General features: G+C 39.3%; 21 protein-coding genes. 4 read left to right on the forward strand and 17 right to left on the reverse strand.

Features of this window, described 5'->3' with window-relative positions; all coding sequences use genetic code 11:
- Positions 1-2: 2 nt before the first annotated feature.
- The 7 genes from G6053_RS21665 to G6053_RS21695 form a co-directional block, all read right to left on the reverse strand.
- On the reverse strand, positions 3-545 hold the full coding sequence (locus tag G6053_RS21665; RefSeq protein ID WP_108635712.1) for an inorganic diphosphatase: 543 nt from the start codon (positions 543-545) through the stop codon (positions 3-5).
- Positions 546-553: 8 nt separating this feature from the next.
- The gene (locus tag G6053_RS21670) at positions 554-1,204 is read right to left on the reverse strand and encodes a VTT domain-containing protein (protein WP_108635711.1); all 651 of its coding nucleotides are present in this window, start codon (positions 1,202-1,204) and stop codon (positions 554-556) included.
- A gap of 140 nt (positions 1,205-1,344) precedes the next feature.
- Positions 1,345-1,761 carry an HIT family protein gene (locus G6053_RS21675; RefSeq protein WP_108635710.1) on the reverse strand — a complete coding sequence of 139 codons (417 nt, stop codon included), beginning with the start codon at positions 1,759-1,761 and terminating at the stop codon, positions 1,345-1,347.
- A gap of 284 nt (positions 1,762-2,045) precedes the next feature.
- On the reverse strand, positions 2,046-2,519 hold the full coding sequence (greA, locus tag G6053_RS21680; RefSeq protein ID WP_108635709.1) for a transcription elongation factor GreA: 474 nt from the start codon (positions 2,517-2,519) through the stop codon (positions 2,046-2,048).
- Positions 2,520-2,651: 132 nt separating this feature from the next.
- A complete protein-coding gene (locus G6053_RS21685; protein ID WP_077438378.1) occupies positions 2,652-3,350 on the reverse strand; it encodes a response regulator transcription factor in 699 nt (232 codons plus the stop codon).
- A 102-nt stretch (positions 3,351-3,452) separates the two neighbouring features.
- The gene (locus G6053_RS21690) at positions 3,453-5,111 is read right to left on the reverse strand and encodes a HAMP domain-containing sensor histidine kinase (RefSeq protein ID WP_108635708.1); all 1,659 of its coding nucleotides are present in this window, start codon (positions 5,109-5,111) and stop codon (positions 3,453-3,455) included.
- 9 nt (positions 5,112-5,120) lie between these two features.
- Positions 5,121-6,962 (reverse strand): S9 family peptidase, encoded by a 1,842-nt coding sequence (locus G6053_RS21695; RefSeq protein ID WP_241254796.1) that lies wholly within the window; start codon positions 6,960-6,962, stop codon positions 5,121-5,123.
- Positions 6,963-7,145: 183 nt separating this feature from the next.
- Here G6053_RS21695 and G6053_RS21700 point away from each other — a divergent pair, with 183 nt between their 5' ends.
- Positions 7,146-7,436 (forward strand): DUF4286 family protein, encoded by a 291-nt coding sequence (locus G6053_RS21700; protein WP_165308449.1) that lies wholly within the window; start codon positions 7,146-7,148, stop codon positions 7,434-7,436.
- 34 nt (positions 7,437-7,470) lie between these two features.
- Here G6053_RS21700 and G6053_RS21705 read toward each other — a convergent pair whose 3' ends face one another.
- The 6 genes from G6053_RS21705 to G6053_RS21730 form a co-directional block, all read right to left on the reverse strand.
- Complete coding sequence (locus tag G6053_RS21705; protein WP_241254797.1) at positions 7,471-7,878, reverse strand: DUF983 domain-containing protein; 408 nt, start codon at positions 7,876-7,878, stop codon at positions 7,471-7,473.
- A gap of 30 nt (positions 7,879-7,908) precedes the next feature.
- The gene (locus tag G6053_RS21710; protein ID WP_108635704.1) at positions 7,909-8,172 is read right to left on the reverse strand and encodes a hypothetical protein; all 264 of its coding nucleotides are present in this window, start codon (positions 8,170-8,172) and stop codon (positions 7,909-7,911) included.
- A gap of 27 nt (positions 8,173-8,199) precedes the next feature.
- On the reverse strand, positions 8,200-8,901 hold the full coding sequence (locus tag G6053_RS21715; RefSeq protein WP_165308451.1) for an RluA family pseudouridine synthase: 702 nt from the start codon (positions 8,899-8,901) through the stop codon (positions 8,200-8,202).
- A gap of 137 nt (positions 8,902-9,038) precedes the next feature.
- On the reverse strand, positions 9,039-10,043 hold the full coding sequence (locus G6053_RS21720; RefSeq protein ID WP_108635702.1) for an MlaD family protein: 1,005 nt from the start codon (positions 10,041-10,043) through the stop codon (positions 9,039-9,041).
- Between the two features lie 5 nt (positions 10,044-10,048).
- Positions 10,049-10,822: an ATP-binding cassette domain-containing protein gene (locus tag G6053_RS21725; protein ID WP_108635701.1), complete on the reverse strand. Its 774-nt coding sequence runs from the start codon at positions 10,820-10,822 to the stop codon at positions 10,049-10,051.
- A 6-nt stretch (positions 10,823-10,828) separates the two neighbouring features.
- Complete coding sequence (locus G6053_RS21730) at positions 10,829-11,587, reverse strand: ABC transporter permease (protein WP_108635700.1); 759 nt, start codon at positions 11,585-11,587, stop codon at positions 10,829-10,831.
- 257 nt (positions 11,588-11,844) lie between these two features.
- Here G6053_RS21730 and G6053_RS21735 point away from each other — a divergent pair, with 257 nt between their 5' ends.
- The 3 genes from G6053_RS21735 to G6053_RS21745 all read left to right on the forward strand — a co-directional run bounded on the left by G6053_RS21735 (position 11,845) and on the right by G6053_RS21745 (position 15,502).
- Entirely contained in the window at positions 11,845-13,368 is a 1,524-nt protein-coding gene (locus G6053_RS21735) for a DUF6600 domain-containing protein (RefSeq protein ID WP_165308453.1), read from the forward strand.
- 258 nt (positions 13,369-13,626) lie between these two features.
- Positions 13,627-14,808, forward strand: coding sequence for a nicotinate phosphoribosyltransferase (pncB, locus tag G6053_RS21740; RefSeq protein WP_165308455.1), 1,182 nt, complete (start codon positions 13,627-13,629; stop codon positions 14,806-14,808).
- Positions 14,795-15,502, forward strand: a complete 708-nt coding sequence (locus G6053_RS21745) for a methyltransferase domain-containing protein (RefSeq protein ID WP_241254798.1) — start codon at positions 14,795-14,797, stop codon at positions 15,500-15,502. Before pncB ends, G6053_RS21745 begins: the two co-directional genes overlap by 14 nt.
- A 124-nt stretch (positions 15,503-15,626) precedes the next feature.
- Here the strand turns inward: G6053_RS21745 and G6053_RS21750 are convergent, their stop codons facing one another.
- The 4 genes from G6053_RS21750 to G6053_RS21765 form a co-directional block, all read right to left on the reverse strand.
- A complete protein-coding gene (locus tag G6053_RS21750) occupies positions 15,627-16,508 on the reverse strand; it encodes a DUF4097 family beta strand repeat-containing protein (RefSeq protein ID WP_108635696.1) in 882 nt (293 codons plus the stop codon).
- Between the two features lie 104 nt (positions 16,509-16,612).
- The gene (locus G6053_RS21755; RefSeq protein WP_165308457.1) at positions 16,613-17,431 is read right to left on the reverse strand and encodes a HEAT repeat domain-containing protein; all 819 of its coding nucleotides are present in this window, start codon (positions 17,429-17,431) and stop codon (positions 16,613-16,615) included.
- Positions 17,421-17,978, reverse strand: a complete 558-nt coding sequence (locus tag G6053_RS21760) for an RNA polymerase sigma factor (RefSeq protein ID WP_147430301.1) — start codon at positions 17,976-17,978, stop codon at positions 17,421-17,423. The genes G6053_RS21755 and G6053_RS21760 overlap by 11 nt, the downstream gene beginning before the upstream one ends.
- Before the next feature lie 245 nt (positions 17,979-18,223).
- Positions 18,224-18,706 carry a hypothetical protein gene (locus G6053_RS21765; RefSeq protein ID WP_206531793.1) on the reverse strand — a complete coding sequence of 161 codons (483 nt, stop codon included), beginning with the start codon at positions 18,704-18,706 and terminating at the stop codon, positions 18,224-18,226.
- Positions 18,707-18,728 lie beyond the last annotated feature (22 nt).

Consider the following 18,728-nt stretch of genomic DNA (forward strand, 5'->3'; position numbering starts at 1 on the left):
GGTTATTTGTTAACAAATTCTGTTTTGTACAACTCAATAGCCTCTATCAAGATTCTTTGTGCTTCTTCACGTCCTTTCACCCCTTCAACAATAACATGTTTCTTTTCTAAAGCTTTGTAACTTTCAAAGAATTGTACAATTTCCTTCATGGTATGCGGCGGCAATTGATCGATGTCTTTAATGTAGTTGAATATAGGATCATTTTTGGCAACAGCAATGATTTTATCATCTTGCTCTCCGCCATCAACCATATTCATGACACCGATAACTTGTGCTTCCACCAATGTTAATGGTAAAATATCAACCGAACAAATTACCAAAATATCCAAAGGATCTTTGTCATCGCAATAAGTCTGTGGAATGAAACCATAATTGGCTGGATAGACAACAGAGGAACTCATTACTCTGTCCAAAAGCAACAAACCTGTTTCTTTGTCTAATTCGTACTTTCCTTTGGATCCGTTTGTAATCTCAATGATAGCATTTACGGCATTTGGCACATTCTCACCTGGAGAAACCATGTGCCAAGGGTTTTGTTTACTCATTTTTTATTTTACTGTATATTTTGTTTGTTTCTTTTGTCTTTTATTCGCTTTTTGAGCAAAGTTATTGCAATAGGCAAAAATGCGATCACGATCATTCCAACCACAACGTATTCCACATAATGGATGATCCAAGGAAACTCTATCCCTAGGAAATAACCCGAAAGAGTTAATACCAAGACCCAAATTAAAGCTCCACTGATATTATATAAAACGAATTTTTTGAAGTCTAATTTTACAACACCGGCAAAGATCGGAGCAAAAGTACGAACTATTGGAACAAATCTACCTATAATTAATGCGGTTCCCCCATATTTATGGTAAAATTCTTCCGCCATGACCACATATTTCCGTTTAAAGATAAAACTATCCTTTCGCTTGAATAACATGGGGCCCGCTCGATAACCGAACCAATAACCAGTAAAATTACCCAATATTCCTGCTCCCAATAAGCCCAGACAAAGCGTATAAATGCTCACATCGATCTTATTGAGCGCGCAAAATAGTCCTGCTAAAAATAATAAATAATCGCCCGGTAGAAAAAAACCAAAAAACAGACCCGTTTCGGCAAATACGATTAATATAACTAAATAAAACCCGCCTGAACTCAGGAGCTCTTCGGGGTTCATTAGTTGTTGAAATGACAACAAAAGTTCATGCATAACTTTCAGTAAAAATCAATGTTGTTTTCTCCATTTTAGAATCAAAATCTACTTTTTTCCCTGTATAATTTTAAAACAACAAAGTACAAATATAGTATTCTTCTAAAAAACGAAAGTAAATCAAGTGTAATATAATCTTGTTATTGATTTTGTGCAGTTATGCTGATAATGGACTCCCGGATTGTTTCAGCGATCTGATGTAGTTCATCTTCGCCTAAACTCAACTTAGGCCCAGCAAAATTTAGGTCACTTATTTTATTGATCGGAACAAGATGGATATGTGCATGCGCAACTTCCAATCCCACAACAGCCACGCCAACTTTAACACACGGAATTACTTTTTTTATTCCCTGCGCAACGATTTTTGCAAATACCCAAAGTGCCATGTACTCATCATCTTCGATATCGAAAATGTAATCTGTTTCTTTTTTAGGTATCACCAAAACATGGCCTTTCGCCAAAGGACTGATATCCAAAAAAGCCAGAAAATCATTACTCTCCGCAACTTTGTAAGCTGGAATCTCTCCAGCGACGATTTTTGAAAAAATTGTTGACATATTATTCTATATTGGAATAAACTCTTTTTGTAATAAAGTATTGAGATATGAGTATGGCATAGGAGACTTCGATTCTACCGCCCATTGGCTTGCAGAAAGATAGCCTAACGTCTACCATTTACGATCTAAATACATTTGATAAAAAACGACCATAAGTAACATTAAGTATGATGTTCTCAACAAATATAAACAAAAAAGGTCGCGATTGCTAGAACCCGACCTTCTTAATATAAAGTTAATTTGCGGATGTGCGGTTATGGCGTACCGCACATAACCGACATATGTTATCTCGAAATCTCTACAATTTCAAATTCAATCTTACCTGCAGGCACTTCGATCTCTGCCGTGTCACCTTTCGATTTGCCCAATAATCCCTGAGCAATAGGAGATTTAACGGAAATCTTGCCCAACTTAAGGTCCGCCTCTGATTCGGCAACCAATTGATAAGTCATCACAGCACCATTCTTTTTATTTTTGATCTTAACGATAGACAAAGCTAGCACCTTAGATGTATCCAATTTGGATTCGTCAATCAATCGGGCTGTCGCCAAGGTATTCTCCAAGTTGGCTATTTTAGCTTCATGAAGTCCCTGAGCTTCTTTAGCTGCATCATACTCCGCATTTTCAGACAAATCTCCTTTGTCTCTTGCCTCTGCAATAGCATTGGCAATTTTAGATCTTCCTTCCGTCTTCAGATAAGCTAATTCCTCTTTAAGCTTACGCAATCCTTCTTCCGTAAAATAAGTTACTTCTGCCATAATTTTATCTTTTTCTTATTTTCTACATTTAAAAAAAGAAACAAGACCATATTACCCTCTTCGGGTAACATGGTCTTGCTTTCAATCTATACGAAGATAATAATTGTTTTCAACAAAACAAATTCTTATCCATCAAATCTCTTCTTCATCAACAAATTTATAGCCCAATCCGCGTACTGTCTGCAAATAATGCGGTTTGTCAGGATTTGTCTCTATCTTCTTCCGCAGACGTACAACGTGCATGTCCAGCGTCCGTGTATTCACATTGGAGCTATATCCCCATACCACTTCCATCAACTCCTCACGTGTGATCTCCCGACCTAAGTTTTGAAGAAAATGTAATAAGATTCTATTCTCTAAAATAGTCAATTCGACCTTTTTGCCATCCCGTATCAAGGAATGGATATTCGGATGGTGTTCTGTCTGTCCAAACTTGTAGATTTCAGGGCTGTTCTTAGGCAGGAAAAACTTCACCTTATTATCTATCATTGCGATCAACACGTCCATATTGAACGGCTTGCTAATATAGTCTGTCACACCAAAGCTATACGCTTCAATCTTGTCCACATCCTGGGATTTGGCTGTCATCATAATAATGATATTCTCAAATCCTGCTTTACGTACATCCTCGCAGATCTCGTTACCTTCTTTTCCAGGGAGCATCCAATCTAAGAGGACCACATCCGGTCGTTTCTCCAAGATTAAACTTTCTGCTTCATTCCCATTTCCGCTTTGGATGACTTGATAGCCCTCAGATTCTAATCGATGTTTTACCAAGAAACGTAAGTTCTCATCATCTTCAATAACAGCAACAGTGATGTCTTTATTCATAAGTAAATAATTTGTCTTTTAAATGTCTTATGGAATATCCAGTTTATAATTATAAGTTTTCATGTTTTCTAAACATGGATATTTCATATTTAAATTTATTTTTTAAACCGGAAATACTAACGTGAAGGTAGTGCCTTGCCCCAATTGGCTTTTTACCGTAATCTCTCCACCTATAAACTCGGTGATCTCCTTACAGAAAGCCAAACCTAAACCAATACTTCCTTGCTGATTATATTGACTTTTTATTCTATAAAACTTTTTGAAGATATTGTTAAACTCTGCCTTCTCTATCCCAATTCCTTCATCCTTAAAAGTAATAACAAAATTCTTCTTATTTTGTTGTATTGCAATATCCAAGATTTTGTGCCCATTTTTCGAATATTTGTAGGCATTGTCTATCATATTTTGAAATACGCTGCTCAATAACACCGGATCCGCAAGCATCGATGTTCTTACATCAATTTTTGTGCTAATTTTGAAGTCAGCATATTTTATTCTCGAGGAAGCAACCAAATTTTCGGTAAATTCCTCCAGATCTACCTCCTCCTTATTTAATTTGATGGTTTTATTTTCAATTTGACTAAACGACAATAATTTATTCATCAGATTATTGAGCCGGTCGGCTTCCTGATCCAAAATATTACCATACATCTTTCGCTCCTCATCGGATAAAACTTGTGCACTCTTGATGTTATTTCCAGCAATTTTTATGACACTTACAGGCGTCTTAAACTCGTGGGTCAAATTGTTGATAAAATCATATTGCAATTTAAAAAGTCTCCCGTTAATTTCTAAATTTCTATAAATTAAATATAGAATAGCGATCAAAATAATATAAATCAAGGATATACCGCCCAATACGGGCCAAAAACTGCGGTTTATTTCCTTCGAGAGAAAACTTTTACTTGATCTAAAGAGCAGTTTATAATCCGCCAAAGCTCCAGGCAAAGGCATTTCTGTCGAAATTTCATCATTTTCCGGTGTAATCGGTGCCCCTACCAAGGGGACGATCTCCACCTTTTCATAGAGATTGGCATAACTATTTTTCACCTCCAGATACATTGGGTCGATCTGAAAATTGAACATGTCCTGCTCATAGCCGACAGTATGGTCCAGATTCCCCTCCATAATGGTTTTATAAACGATCAAATCATTGACCCTTGGTATATTTAAATAGGTAATCTGTCCGGGTCTGATCGTATAGAATACCTTTAAAATATCCTTGTCAGAAAGTTTCGCATTCGGCTGCAACTTGTCAATATAAGTAGCGAGCTTAACCCCAATGTTATTGATTTCCTCCGAATGAAGGCCCATCTGACCACGGTCACGGATCGTATTTTTGTTCAGCCCCGAGCGGGATACCGTAAAAAATGTAATGGTCTTAGGCTGAATTCTCAAATTATTGACTATAAAACCGTAATTTAAATTATGATCATTGTTAAATTGTAAATCAAAAAAACCGATTTCGCGCACAAAAGGATAAGAACTTAAAATACTGTAGGCATATTTTCCGGCTTGTACAGAGTCCAAAAAGCCCTGATAAAACGAGACCTCAGGAATTCTATTTTGGAAAAAGTCATTGAAAGGAATTAAGGTTTGATCAAAAATTTCCGATTTCCTATTGGTAAATTCATTCTTTATATGGGACTCGGTATAGCTTCTGGATAGAAAAAGCGCAAAAATATACAAACCACTGATGACGATGAAAAACATCAACAATAGTCCATAATTTTTTCGATAGCTGTATTTCTCTGCTTTCATATAATGCCCCTAGTCCGCTAGATATTTTTCCAAAAATCGCTCCAGTTCATTATAGTAGCCAAATATATTCTCATCTTTTTTAAAAGTTCTATCCTCATCTTCCTTCAGGACATATTGCACAGGAACATGGTTATTCTTCAATTTCTGAACAAATTGGTTTGCATCTGTCACCGAACTAAATCGGTCTTTGCCCCCTTGGACTAATAGTACAGGAATCCGTACCTTATCCGAATGGAAAACAGGAGATATATTTTTAAACAACTCCGCTTCCCGAATAGGATTCCCTACGATCTGATACATTTTCTGTACATAGGACTTAAAATACGGTGGAATATCCCTAAAATAGGTAAATAGATTGGTATATCCGGAATAAGAAACAGCGCATTTATACAGATCTGAATTGAAGCAAGCAGCATGTAGTGCCGAATAGCCCCCAAATCCTTTTCCCACAATGGCCACACGATCTTTATCGGCAATCCCCTCTTTGATTAGCCATTTTACCCCGTCCGTAATATCATCTTGAATTTTTCCACCCCATTCCTTAAATCCAGCAGTCCAAAACTTCTTTCCAAATCCCGTTGAACCTCGATAATTCATCTGAAAAACCAAATATCCCCTGTTCGCTAAAAATTGTGCTTCATTGTCAAATCCCCATACTTCGCGTCCATTGGGACCATCGTGTGGCAGTACCACCATAGGCAGATCCTTCCGGTTGGAATGTATTGGATAGGTCAAATACCCTGAGATCGTCATGCCATCTCTCGCTTTGTAGGTAATAAATTCATTGGGAGACAATTCCTTACTTTTGAGATCCGAGTTATTGTCGGCTAATTTGGTCAATTTTTTGGATGTAAAATCGTAAAAATAAATCCCCCCGGGATTAACATCTGTATAGGTCTTAATAATGACTTTCTCTCCCGAAACATCGGTATTGAGTACCTGGAATTCAAAACCATCAATTTGCTTAGACAGTTCATCATATTTCCGTTTTGTTTGATCGTCAAAAAAATGCCGGCTCTGTCTCGAAGTTGTATAATTAACAAACAACAAGCGGTTTTGCTCCGGAAAGTAACCTCCGGGACTTACATCGACCTCTTTATGGCTATACAGCTCCCCCAATTCCCTTTCATCAACCAGATCATAACTAACGAGAGCCAGCTTGTCACGATTTATATTTGAAAGTGCATAAATAATACGATCTGAACTATCCTTATATCCCAACGGAGTGAAACTACTCTCGACATCACAGCGAATAATCTCCTTAAAAGGTTCTTTCTCAGAAGCCCGGAAAAGAACAGACTGCTGTACCGAATCATTTGCGATTGCTAAACGCACCTGCCCATCATTGGATGCAATCCAAGAACTCATATTACCGGGGTTTTGTAAAATCAGTTCCCGGGGTCTACCGTCCAAATAAATGCGATAAAGATCAAAAAACGAGGAATCACGGTCATTGATTCCAGCAACAAAACTATCGCTATTGGAAACCATCGGATGAACCCACCTGAATCTTGCACGGGCAGGTTTAATTAGGGGCCAAATCTTTTCTGTGTTAATATCCACAGCATATAAACGTAAACTGTCCTGGGCAGATTGCTCGGTCAAAAAAGAAATTTTGGAATCGTTATTCCAGACAAAGGATTTTACGTTAATATCATTCTGATAAGTGAGCTGCTTGGAGCTGTCCTTGTCCATCAAATCTATCAAATAAATATTTTTGCAATGGTTGTCCATACCGATATAAGCAATGAACCGACCATTGGGAGAAATTTTAAAATTTGATTTTTCAGGTGTGGAAAAGAATTGATTAATGGGTATAGGGTCAACCTTATGTTGTTGGCACCCTAACATAGTCAATGCACAAAAAAATAAAACAGTCCAAAATTGCAACCTCATAATCCCGAATACGTCCTTATCATTTAACCCAAATATTGTAATTAAATACCAAATTGCAGTCAATGCAACCTTATTTTTACAAGATATAGTAATTAAACGTAATATTCAAAAATAGCGTATAAAACCGTATTTTTGTTTATGTTTTTATACAATGTATCTGTTATAGCAGAAGAAACAATCCATCGCGAGATCGTTTCCTGGATTGAGGATAATATCGTACAATCCCAAAAATTCCAAGTGCATTTTCTGGAAATGCTCCAGTCCCCGCACGAAGGAATGACTTATTGTATTCAAGTCATCCTGCCTTCCGAAGAACATATCACGGATTTTCAGCAGGTGCATTTGATACCATTACAACAACTTATTTCGGAGTCGTACAAGGATAAAGTTTTCCTTTTCGACAGTACAATGAAATATTTAAAAAAATAAAGAGCTATAAAGCTCTTTATTTTTTTAAATATTGTTAATTCTTTTTATTACCCTGCGCTTCCTTATCTTTCTCCCCAATTTCCAAAGCGAGCTCATAGCGAGGTTCATAGCTTATTTTTGGCGTTAAAAAATGTAATAGGATCAAGCGGGAATACCTAAAATTAAAGGGAGCGAAAACTAAAATGGTAACAGCCAGACCTCCCAAATAGAACCAAGGCGACTCACTTCCCGTCAAAATCGCAATAGCAACAGACACTGACACAATTTCTGCTACAGAAAGCGCATAGCTAACATACATTGCCGCATAAAAATAGCCGGGCTCGACCTCATATTTAACACCACAATGTGGGCAAACTTCATTCATATGCTGCTTCCGCAAACTGTATACCTTTCCTTCAAATACATTTCCAACATGACATTTAGGACATTTGGAATGTATCATTGCATGAAATTTAGATGTCGGCATTAGATTCTATTTTATCTCGTTAATAAACTTTTTGGTTGGCGGATTCTTTTTTCGGTATTTTTTATACCATAGATAGCCTAGTCCTGCAGCTGCCAGATAAGGAATTACCAATAGAAATAAGATACCGTCGTTCAACCCCTTTCCCTGCATATTGCCTTCTTTCGTAGCGTTTTCGGCATTCAATGTACACATGGCACACTGTGCTCGAGAAATAGACACCATCGAGCAGCTTAAGGTAAATATTAAGAGTAGATATTTAAACCATTTCATAGCCCAAAGTTACTGAAAATTTAACGATTAGCGTACCAATGCTTCAAATTTGTCCCAAAAACCATCTTGCGGCAATGACGCCACCAATGTCATCTGCTCTTTTTTGATGGGATGCATAAACGCCAACGATCGCGAGTGCAAACAGATACTTCCCAATGAACTTCCTCTTGGATATCCGTATTTGTTATCGCCAACAATGGGGCAACCCATCGCCGCCAGCTGTGCGCGAATCTGATGTGTACGGCCTGTAAGCGGTTCAACACGCAACAGGTAAAACCCGTTCAACTCACCTATCACCGCATAATCCAATTCAGCATAGGTACCGCCCTTCACTTCACGTGGGAATGCCTTGGTCACTCGCGTCTGTCTATTTCGAATTAGCCAGTTGATCAATTTACCCTCGGCATTTCTCGGACGTTGGCGCACAATGGCAAAATAAGTTTTCTTTACCGTGCGATCTTGAAAAAACTTATTCATGCGCTCAAGGGCTTTGCTCGTTTTCGCGAAAAGAATCATACCGCTAACCGGTCGATCCAAACGATGGATAACCCCAACATAAGCATCATTGGGTTTATCATATTTCTTTTTCAGGTAGATCTTTACCATATCTTCCAATGAAAGGTCTCCGGTTTCGTCAACTTGTACAATATCCCCTGCGCTTTTATTGATTGCTATCAGATGATTGTCTTCAAAGATCACCTCTTTATCCGTAATTTCAGGTTTATTCATTTCCTCTTAACTAAAAGTCATTCAAACGTTCGCTATAAGCCTAAGTTTCGTTTGAAAACCCGTATGATTTGTTATTTATTAAAGAAAAAAAGGCTCTACGCAAGCGTAAAGCCTTTCGATAATATGTTTACGACAGTTTACTGTGCACTATCTGCCTTAAGTAATTCGGCTTTCTTCGCATTTTCCTTCATTTTTTTCTTAAAGAAGCCGCGTAATAGGAAGTTATGTTGCAAGGCTTCCATATTTTCATCCAACTTTTCGGTACTTGAATTCAAGTTGTTAATTGCCGACTTAATCTGGTCAGCCGAAGCAGGATCATTCAATAAGACACCTACGGCATTATCCTTATCGTTCAATCTGCTTGAGGCGTTATTCAAATTATTGATCAATGCATTTGCGGTCTGCGAAACGCCCTGCAATTGGGCAGCAGATTGACGTAAATTGGAGAATATCGCGGTATCTGTGGTCAGATCATGGATCAAACCTCTGTTGCTGTTCAACGAATTTGTCAACGTCACCAAGTTAGCCGATGCCTTGTTTGCATTGTTCATTGCCGCACTGATGGACAATAAACTCGCACGTAAGGTATTCACCATAGCCGTATCGGTCAACATCGCACCGACCATCCCCTTGCCATCTGCCAATCCACGTGATATCTCGACAAAGTCTGTGGTAATCTTAGCTAAGTTTTCGTTATTCACCTGCAATGTCTCCATCATCGCTTCCATATCCGCAGTTTTGGCGGACCGCAGGAAGTCACCTGTTTCTACGGTAGGTGCGTTTTGAGATCCTCCTGAAATAACAACAATCTTATTACCGATCAGTCCATCAGAACCCAATTTTGTGACTGCATCCTTACGGATATATTCTGCAGATTTCTCTTCAATAGTCAAAACAACTTCGACATCCTGTACACTTTTAAAATGAATATTTTTAATAATGCCCACCTTAACTCCAGAAAACCAGACATTACTTCCTACTTTCAATCCTGCAACATCAGGAAATGAAGTGGTGATCTCGATGTTTCTTGTAAATTTCTTCTGTTGACTGCCTAAAATAAAAATCCCGGCCAAAAGAATCAATACGCCTAAAAAAACAAAAATACCAACAATGATTGCTCTTTTATTTTCTGCCTTACTCATGTATATTATAGAATAAAATTATAATTATAAAACGCCCTTACCCGTGCGTCATCTGTATCAAAAATTTCCTCAAAAGACCCCTGTCTTTCAAATTTACCGTCCAGTAACATCACAATACGATCACCGACTTCTTTTGCACAGGCCAAATCGTGTGTAATAATAATTGACGAAGTCTTATACCGCTCCTGAACCTCATTAATCAACCCATTAATATCCAAACAGGTAATCGGATCCAAACCCGCCGTGGGCTCATCGTACATCATAATCTCCGGCCTAAGGATTAACGTACGCGCTATACCAATCCGCTTACGCTGGCCTCCGGACAGTTCAGATGGCATCTGGTTGATTGCCTGGGATAAGCCTACCCCATCCAACACTTCTTCTACCGCATAATTAATCTCAGATCGAGTCAGCTTCCGTTTGTTTCTCACCAAAGGAAACTCCAAATTCTCACGAACCGTCATACTGTCATAAAGCGCGCTATTCTGGAAAGAAAAACCTATTTTTAACCGTAATTCACGCAGTTGACGATCGTTTAATTCAGTAACAGATTCACCCAATACATCAATTGCCCCTTCATCCGGTTTTAATAAGCCAGAAATCAACTTAATCAGAACCGACTTACCCGTACCTGAACGGCCTAAAACAACAAGGTTTTCTTCTTTATATAAATCCAGATTAACATTCTTCAGTACATGGTTATCTCCAAAAGATTTACTCACATTTCTGATTTCAATAACAGATTGAGAATGATCTATATTTAATTTCGCTTTTTCCATATACCACTATCCAAAGAACGACAAAACCTGAACAATAATTATTTCCTCAATAAATACAAGGAACATTGAAGCGACTACAGCAGCGTTGGCAGCTTTACCTACCCCCTCGGTACCTTTCGAAGAAAAATAGCCGCAATAGCAACTAACAGCTCCAATGGTAAAACCAAATATCACCGCACGCAATACCATAGCCCCCAAATCTTTGAAAGCAATGGTTTCAAAAACCTGTGTAAAAAAACTCAAAAAACTCAGGTCATCTTTACTCATCATACTCAGGTAACCGCCCAAGAGACCAATACCGGCCACATAAAAACAGAGGACAGGAATACCGATGGTTGTAGCTAAAATTCTACTTACAATCAAATACTTATAAGGATTTGTACCCGACACCTCCATGGCATCGATCTGCTCGGTCACATTCATCGAACTTAATTCAGCACCGATCTGTGACCCCACTTTACCGGAGGCAATCAAAGCCGTTACCAAAGGGGCCAAAGCCCGAACAATTGCAATGGAGATCAAGGACGGTAACATCGAAGTTGCACCAAATTCTTCCAACGAAGGACGAGACTGTTTTGTAAATACAAAGCCAACGATAAATCCGGTTAAACTGATCAAAGGCAACGACTTATAGCCTATCTCATAGCATTGGCGTATAATTTCCTTGAATTCGTATGGTGGTGTTACTAATTCGCGCCAAAACCGCAATAAGAAACGGTGAATGTTCGCGAATTCTAGAAAAAAAGTCTGAAGTTTTTTAGCCATTTAAAAATATGTCTATGTCAAATCAATGTGTCATAAAACACCTTATATGCTCAACAAACACGTAACAATTCGAGCGGTAAAGGTAAATAAAAAATATGTATCTAAAATTGTCGTTTATGTAAAAAGATCATCAATTTGACTTTTATATAAAAAAAATCAGATTTATAGTGTACTGATTAAACCATTTAATACGTTATGCTGTCATAATAACAACGACAAGCGCATAGAGTTTTGTCATACTTTAAAATATTACGAAGATGAAAAATTTAAGGAATATAAAATATTGGGCATTGGGTTTGATCGGTGTTGCTTCTTTCACAAGTTGTACAACTTCCATGGCCCAAAGAGGGGGATACAACACAGGGTATAACAATTATAGCAATTCCGGTGTTTCATTTCAGATGTTCTATGATGAGCTTTCACCATACGGGCAATGGGTCAATGATCCGAACTATGGATATGTGTGGATTCCGGATGCTGGCCCTGATTTCCAACCTTATGCAACCAATGGGTATTGGTCGATGACGGATTATGGTAATACCTGGGTCTCCAACTACGATTGGGGCTGGGCTCCTTTCCACTATGGTCGTTGGAATTACAATGACCGCTATGGCTGGGGTTGGGTTCCTGACTATGAATGGGGACCAGCATGGGTAAACTGGCGTCAAAGCAATGATTATTATGGCTGGGCTCCATTAGGTCCCGGCATGAATATCAATGTTTCTGTCAATATCCCCATGAACTTCTGGACCTTTGTTTCAGTCAATCATTTTATGAACCGAAACATGGATAGATATTATGTGAATCGTCGAAATTATAACAGCATCTATAATAGAACTACTGTTATCAACAATACGACTATCATCAACAATAATTACTATGTCGGTGGACCGCGTCGATCTGATATCGAACGTTATACAGGCAGAAGTGTTACGGTCAATCGGATTGCCAATGCGGACAGACCCGGATCTGCGCGCAGCAGCAACAGCCGTACGAGGACAAACGAAATCAGTATGTACCGTCCGACTGTAGACCGCAACACACGTTCATCGGCACGCCCGACCAATGTCGTCGATGCATCGACCCGCACACGTAATAATAATAGTGCGATATCAGACCGCAACAACCGTGTCATTTCCAATCGGGATAACATCAATTCCAGATCTGGAAACCGGGAGTTATATATAGACAATAGTGGTAATGCCTCGGTCAGATCACGTAATGATGCAAACAGCAACGGGTCTACACGTAGCTCTACTGACAATAACAGTAGAACAAGAGACAATGGAGCAACCAACAGAAATAATGTTGGAACAACGCCCAATTCAAATAATTACGATTTCAGAACACGATCCGACAGGCAGTCGAATCCAGCAAATAATAACAACCCTACTTCTACCGGTAGAACCAGACAAGGAAACACTGTTGACGCCATTTCTTCACGCGGTTCGCAGCCAACAACGACACCGCAAAGAAATGGAAACTATGAATCGGGTAACAGCAGAACCCGTTCTAGCCAGCCCGTATACCAACCTGCTCAACCGGTGCAAAATAGGAGTTATGAGACAAGCAACAGTAGAACGCGTTCTAGTCAGCCTGTAAATCAAGCTACCCAGCCAGTACAAAATAGAAGCTATGAGAACACCCGTACTAGGTCCTCGGCCCCTGCGGTGGATAGATCAGGTTCGGCACATAGCGGTAGCTCTTCAGCGCCAAGATCAAGATCATCTGAAGGCGCTAGCCGTTCAAGCGGCGGTTCTGAAAGAACACGTACACGATAATAATAGATTAAATTTAGGATAAAAAGCGGGTCAGTGAATCACTGACCCGCTTTTTTGTCATCCGGCCGCTTGTTGATTCTTCTTTATTCTCTTTAGACTTCGAGGAATTTCCTTTGCTCCCCTAGTCATTCCATTAAAATTTCCGGCGCTATTCGCGCAGCCATCGAACCGCGAAAGTTTTATTTATGATGAACAATCCGCACAATTTCATGTTAATTAGTAAATTTACAAACTCAAACAAAAATCAGATTAATAAAGATGGCTTCATTCACCTCTATATTAGATAACGACTTTTATAAATTCACGATGCAGAATGCGGTAGTTAAGCTCTTTCCAAAGGCAAAAGCGCGCTACCACTTTATCAATCGGGGCCATCACAAGTTTCCGGAAGGGTTCGATGTCCTTTTGAAGGAGGCTGTAAACGAAATGGCAGACTTACGGCTTACCAAAGCTGAAAAAGCCTTTTTCGCGAGAAACTGCCCCTACATTGATCCAACCTATTTTGATTTTCTGCAAGGTTATCGTTATGATCCCGATGAAGTTAAGATCACACAGGATGGACCTGATCTAGAGGTTATCATCGAAGGGTACTGGTATCGCACTATTCTTTGGGAGGTACCGTTAATGTCACTTATCTGTGAGCTTTTTTATGAATCACAAGGCTTAATCCGTGCATCAGATGAAGGAGTCATCGCCACAGCTAAAGACAAAATTGAAAAATACAAAAAACTCCATATCACCATCGCTGATTTTGGCACCCGCAGAAGGCATTCTTATGAAGTTCACGATTTGGTTGTCCGTACATTAAAGCAATACGGAGAAAGAACCTTTATCGGAACCAGCAACGTTCATCTGGCCATGAAATATGAGACCAAACCCATCGGCACGCATGCACACGAATGGTTTATGTTTCACGCCGCCAAATATGGCTATAAGATGGCTAACCTGCTGGGGCTGGAACACTGGTCTGATGTATATCGAGGCGACCTTGGGATTGCGTTATCCGATACCTATACCACGGAAGTTTTCTTTCAGCAATTCGATAAAAAGCTCACCAAATTATTTGACGGTGTACGACACGACAGCGGCGACCCGTTGGAATTTACGGACAAGGTTATTGCACATTACAAGAAAAATGGCATAGATCCGCTGTCAAAGACAATTATATTTTCCGATGGGCTCGATTACGATAAAGTTGAGCGGATAGCGAATTATTGCGAAGGCAAGATATTACACTCCTTTGGTGTTGGTACCAACTTTACCAACGATGTGGGACTTAAACCTATGAACATCGTCATCAAAATGACCGATGCTCTCCCGGAAGACGACCAATGGACACCTGTCATCAAACTTTCGGATGAGCCAATGAAACACACTGGTGATGAAGATTCCATTTATATCGCAAAAAAAGTATTAATGATCGATAATGACAATTTTTAGAGACGTATATGGTGAGGCATTGGACGATTACTTTGTCCACCAGGAAGAAAAATTCCCATTAATGCTTTATACAAGTTATGGGGAAGAAGAAGAAATGCCCGTAGAAGTTTTTTTTAGGGATGCAGATGATTTTCCAGAACTGGAGTTTATCGCATTATCGCTCTGTGACGGACGGGTATTGGATGTAGGAGCGGGAGTAGGCAGTCATAGCTTGTATTTACAGGATAAGGGATTTGAGGTTGATGCATTGGAAATATCACCAACTGCCTGCCATATTATGCAACAACGCGGCGTACAAAATATCATCTGTCAAAATTTTTATCAATTTAACGGACAAAAGTATGATACGCTTCTGTTTCTTATGAATGGTGTCGGTATTTCTCGTGACATTGCTGGTTTTAAACAGCTATTGCACCATAGTAAAGAACTTCTAACTGAAAAAGGGCAGCTTATTTTCGATTCTTCGGACATCACTTATCTCTACGAAGATTATAATATCAAAAAGCCGCCCTACTATTTTGGAGAGATCCAATATCAATATGAATATAAAGGACAAAGGGGGTTTCCCTTCAAATGGCTGTATTTAGATCAGGATAAACTGATCAACATATCCCATGAACTGGGCTGGGTAGTCCAGATTCTATATGAAGATGAAAATGATCAGTATTTGGTACGCATGGAACCGAAAAAATAACAGACCTATTTCAAAACTTTAGGCACAACTGAAAACACATCAAAAAAACCTTAACTACCTATCGGTAGTTAAGGTTTTTTGCATTTGTATGCTAAATGTGGTCAGCCTATTTCAACTTCATCTACTATTTTTGGGATCTAATATAGATATCACCCATAGAAGTCTTCAGGATCACATCCTGTCCGCCACCATTCATTTTTCCTTTAACAGTATTTGACATGTTGTAAGGACTACTTTTAGGTTCCTCAACAGGCTTTTCAAATTGAAATTCATCTGCCGCATAGATATTGCCCATTGAGGTCTTCATATCTACGTTGGCGCCGAATTTTGCGGGGAAGGCCACATCCACCGCACCCATTGCGGCAATGAGCGAAATAGGCCCTTTGACGGGCTGCACAAATTTGGCAACAACATCACCCTGAGCAACCTTTACATTAATCGGTCCTGTTACATTGATCACCTTGACATCGCCCATCGTGCTGGAAATCTCCACCTCAGCTTTAACATCCTTTATCTCGATACCACCGCCATTAAAAAAACCGCCGCGGCCTTTTACGCTAATAGGAAGATTAAAAGGAACACGCACATGTACCGAATCCTCCATTGGCATGCCGACCATGCTGATTTCGGTCACGCCAGCATTATTCTGGATATTCATCCCCATTCCCGAATTATCGGACAAACCCGAACCGTTGACTACGCGTAAACCTTTAGCACGGTCGTTTTCTTCCTGCTCCTCTACATTCGCTGTAATTAAAACTTCTTTGCCATTATAGCCTTCGATAGCCACATTATCAAATTTTAGCAATAACTTCTCTCCTAAAGCAGGTACTTTAAACTCTTTCCAAACTTTCTTTCCACTATTTTCAACAGCACTTCGAATTGCTCTTGGTGGTCTGGGAGGCTTCGGCGGTACAGCCCCCTCCACATGCTCTGATATCTGAGCCTGCAATGCATGTGCAAAAATCAGCGCCATTCCCATGATGATTATTCTTATCCTTTTCATTTCCTTAATTTTAATGTTTCTTTATCTAATTTTTTTTAATCTCCTCCTGTATTCGCTGGCCCCGCCTATCCCATTTGTTTCATAGTCCTTATCGCTTTGTTCCCTTATTGATGCAGCAACACGGCATAGGCCTGTTCTTTCACAAACTTCAATGTAAAGGGATCTTCCACGATCGCATTCAGTTTATCCTTTGTGCTGTTTTTCATTTCCAGCTCATCTCGCTGCCCGATCATTTGCATCAGTTCGACCTGCAATGTAGGGTCATTCTGTGCGACAAAAAAATCCTGAACTTTCTGTTGTCTGGCTTCCGGTGTCATTCCTTCCAATAAGGTCTCAATGGCTGCCATACGTACATTGCTGCTTTCATCAGAAACTGCCATTTTCTCCAGCACTCGTGTTGCATCGTCATTCAGATCTCCTTGTTTTTGTAGAGCAAGTATGGCTGCGAGACGTGTACTTGCCCAAGTGGAATCCTGAAGCATTTCCATATAATCCTGTTTTTTGGCCGACCGATTCTTGTCCTGAACTATTTTTTGTCCTTTCACTTTAGCCACACGATTTATTTTTTGAACATTTGACATTGTTTGTATGGTTCGAACCGGCTCCTTCTTTTCAATTTCTACAGAAACTCCCTGCTGTGCAGGTGTCATTGTTTCCGATGCATCCTTTTGGACAGAAACTGGTCTTCTATCTGCTACTTTGGTCGCGTGATCTTCTTGCTGATTAAAAATCAGTAATGTAGCAGTACCAGCCAATAATGTCGCTGCTGCAATGCTTGCCCATCGCCATAATGGTTTAATTTTCTTTTCCTGTACCGGAGGAACTACCTGTGGTTTGATTTTATTCCATAAATCCGCAGAAGGTTCTCTATGGTCAAATGCATCCCGATTCGCATTTACAAAATCTTTCAAATTATCCCGCATAATTATACCTCTCCTTCAATTGTTCGTAAATTTTCTTTTTGGCACGATGGTATTGACTCCTTACCGCTACGGCCGTCATTCCCAAAGACTCAGCAACTTCATCATGGCTCATATCTTCAAAAAGATAAAGATTGATAATCATTTTGGGTATCCCGGTCAACTGATCAATAACCGATTCCAGGTCAGTTAATCGGCATTCCCGCCATTCCTTTTCCAATAACTCATCTTCACCCTCGTCCCGGATTTCCAGATCATCAATCGGTGTGTGATATTGCTTATTCTTCCGTAAAAGAGAGATCGCTTTATTCACTCCCATCCGCCGCAACCAAGCCTCAACATTTAGTACCGCATGCCACTTATCGGATTTTGAGAAAAACTCCACAAAAGTCTCCTGTAAAATATCCTCGCTCTCCTCCTGATTGGACAAAATCCGATAGATCGAGTTAAAAATCTTCTTCGCATAGCGATGATAAAGCTGTGCAAACCCTGATTCGTTACCGGACTGGCACATAGCTAATAAGTCTCTATCGCTAAGTTGATTCTGCACGTGTACTATTTAATACTGTTAATTTTCTATGTTTCTATTCTATAGTCGGAAAGCGTTGAAAAATGTTGCAATATAATTTTATTTTTTTTCTAAAATAAATAACAAAGCACTCGTAAACCGCAATAAACAACTTTTTTCACTGTTTTTAAGCAATAAAAAAAACACCCAAAGAATACCTTGGGTGCTTGCATTAACAAAAAATACTTTATGAAGTTTTATGAGATCTTCAATAAGCCAGTGTTATATTATTTTATTTTTAGATAGGTTTCAATAATGGTATGTTTTACACCAAGTTCAGGCAAGTTCTCCTCCCCCCTTTGAATAAGTGTATCCCCCTTAAATTCCAATTCGAAATCGAACTTATTGCTTTCCCAATCGCGCAGACTACAATATTGTAGCCGTTCTTGGTAATTTTTACCGTCAAATGAATAAGTCCCCCCACCAGCAAGAAAATGAGGCTCTTTCCCTTTACCTTTTTCCTTGTCGTGGTTGAAAAACGAAAAATGATCTTCATTAAACATTTTAAACATTTCGGTTTTACTGGTATCCGCGAATGCAGTCACTGTATCCTTCCCTTTGATTGTTTTACTTTCCAGGAGTCTGTAAGTCCCGGTCAATGATTTGGCTTTTGCAGCCTTATTTTCCTTCTGTTGTTCACCGGCATTATTGCAGGAAAAGACTATGCATGGCATAACCGCAATTAGCAAAATTTGATTTTTTAGGTTCATAGTAATTTATAAGAGGTTTAAA

It is taken from the genome of Sphingobacterium sp. DR205, assembly GCF_011064245.1.
Taxonomy (GTDB): domain Bacteria; phylum Bacteroidota; class Bacteroidia; order Sphingobacteriales; family Sphingobacteriaceae; genus Sphingobacterium; species Sphingobacterium athyrii.